A 1,726-nucleotide genomic window follows, 5' to 3' on the forward strand; every position below is an offset into this window, starting at 1 on the left:
TGACGCACCGCGACATGGGGCCGGTGTCGCGCTACCTCGGCCCCTGGGTGCCGCAGGAGACGCTGATCTGGCAGGATCCGGTACCGGCCGTGGATCACGAGTTGATAGACGCGGAGGACGCGCGCGCGCTGAAGGCCAAGGTGCTGGAAACCGGGCTGAGCGTTTCCGAACTGGTGTCGACCGCATGGGCCTCTGCCGCGTCCTTCCGCGGGTCGGACAAGCGGGGCGGTGCCAATGGCGCGCGCATCCGTCTGGAGCCGCTGAAGAACTGGGAAGTGAACCGGCCTGAGCAGCTGTCCAAGGTGCTGGACACGCTGGAAGGCGTGGGGAGCGAGTTCAACGACGCACAGAAGGGCGGCAAGAAAATCTCCATCGCCGACCTGATCGTGCTGGCCGGTGACGCCGGTGTCGAGAAGGCCGCGAAGGATGCGGGCCACGATGTGGAGGTGCCCTTCACCCCCGGCCGGACCGATGCGACGCAGGAGCAGACGGACGTGGAATCCATGGCCGTTCTGGAGCCTGTGGCGGACGGTTTCCGCAACTACCAGAAGCGGGAGTATTCCAAGTCTTCGGGCGAGTTGCTGATCGACCGCGCGCAGCTTCTGACGCTGAACGCGCCGGAGATGACCGTGCTGATCGGCGGGCTGCGGGTTCTGGGGGCCAACTACGACGGGTCCGACCGCGGCGTCTTTACCGACCGCCCCGGCCAGCTGACGAACGATTTCTTCGTCAACCTGCTGGACATGGGCACCGTGTGGAAAGTCTCCGACGAGGATGACCACCTGTTCATCGGGCGGGACCGCAAGACGGAGGAGCCCAAGTGGAAGGGCAGCCGCGTGGACCTGATCTTCGGCTCCAACTCGCAGCTGCGTGCGCTGGCCGAGGTCTATGCTAGCAAGGATGCCGAAGAGGCCTTTGTGCCCAACTTCGTGAAGGCCTGGACCAAGGTGATGAACGCGGACCGCTTCGACGTGAAGTAAGGCCTGCAAGGCATTGTTGAAAAAGAGAAACGCGGCCCCTCGGGGTCGCGTTTTTCATGTTCGGGGGTGGAAAGGCGGAGGGCGCTGCCCTCCGGGCCTCCCGGGATTTGGGGCCATTTGGAAGGGGGGAAACGTTCCTGCCCCTTCCGCGGACCGAGGCGGTCAGTCCAGCCCGGCCAGCACCTTGTCGAGCGTTGCGGGCAGGTCGCGGACGCGGACGCCAGTGGCGTTATGGATCGCGTTCACCACAGCACCGGCGGCGCCGCAGATGCCAAGCTCTCCTATCCCCTTGACCTGCATCGGGTTGCTCCATGGATCGCGTTCTTCCAGCAGGTCCACGGTGATCTGGGGCACGTCGGCGTTGACCGGCAGATGGTATTCGGCGAAGTCGCGGTTCACGATATGGCCGTCCCGGGGATCGTGGATCAGCTCTTCGGTGAGGGCCATGCCGATGCCGAAGGTCATGCCGCCAAGGCATTGGGACCGTGCCGTTTTTGGGTTGAGGATACGGCCCGCAGCGAATGTGCCGTGCAGCCGGCGGACGCGGGTTTCGCCGGTGACGGAATTGACCGCCACTTCGCAGAAATAGGCCCCCCACGTCGCCTGCCGCACCTTGTCGGAGGTATCGCCGGCCTCGATCTCGCCCAAGCTTTCGAGCGGTTCGTTCAGCAGGTCGCCGAGCGGCGTGCTGCGGTTGTCGGCGATGGCCTGACCGTCCTTCAGCGTCAGTTGCTCTTCGCTGGTGC

The 1,726-nt window shown here is 65.1% G+C and carries 2 protein-coding genes; one reads left to right on the forward strand and one right to left on the reverse strand.

The window, feature by feature from the left end:
• A partial coding sequence (locus tag A3764_RS17455; RefSeq protein ID WP_330220541.1) for a peroxidase family protein occupies positions 1–980 on the forward strand: 980 nt, incomplete at its 5' end.
• Between the two features lie 162 nt (positions 981–1,142).
• Here A3764_RS17455 and A3764_RS17460 read toward each other — a convergent pair.
• Positions 1,143–1,726, reverse strand: a 584-nt coding sequence (locus A3764_RS17460; RefSeq protein ID WP_150122269.1) for a xanthine dehydrogenase family protein molybdopterin-binding subunit, incomplete at its 5' end; no start/stop codon positions are given.

Origin of the sequence: Sulfitobacter sp. HI0129, assembly GCF_001635395.1 — a bacterium.
Lineage (GTDB): Bacteria > Pseudomonadota > Alphaproteobacteria > Rhodobacterales > Rhodobacteraceae > Sulfitobacter.